The sequence below is a fragment of the Rahnella perminowiae genome (genome assembly GCF_019049755.1).
GTDB classification, from domain to species: Bacteria; Pseudomonadota; Gammaproteobacteria; order Enterobacterales; family Enterobacteriaceae; genus Rahnella; species Rahnella perminowiae.
On sequence record NZ_JAFMOS010000055.1, the window covers coordinates 1 to 506 of the forward strand.

The 506-nt window shown below is 39.3% G+C and carries 1 pseudogene; it reads right to left on the reverse strand.

The annotated features are described in order from the left end of the window. A pseudogene (locus J1785_RS00265) lies at positions 1 to 506 on the reverse strand (AIPR family protein); the annotation flags it as partial.

The window sequence follows — 506 nt, forward strand, 5'->3', positions numbered from 1 at the left end:
GAAGGGTAGAGTGACAGCCAAAATCTTACTCCATATCTCTTCACATTTTTCTGGCGAAGTTTTTTCGCCAAATGATATGCGAAATAAATTAGGAACTTTCCTGGATAGGAATACCTCTAGGCAAGACGAAATTGCAGTACAAAACAATGGAATTGATCCCCGTTTTCGGAAATAGTCCAATTGCTGTTGCTCCATTTGCGACAAATTAGGCTTTTTGGCCAACTCTTTTTTCTTTCCTTCGACAGACTTCATTAATGAATATACACAAACAATATGAGACGCTTTTGTATTATCGTTAAATATTTTAGTGTAAAGATTATCAAGGATCCAAATGGCAGACTTCTGGTTATACGCCGTTACTGGATCACCATGAAAGCACATTAATGCTTGTCCAACCGTGTATGAAGGAAGCAGATTGGCACGTCTCTTTATCACACTAGCTGCGCTACCTCGTCGGCCTCCATCATATTCCACATCATCTATCAGTCTAAACTCCTGTCTCTTAT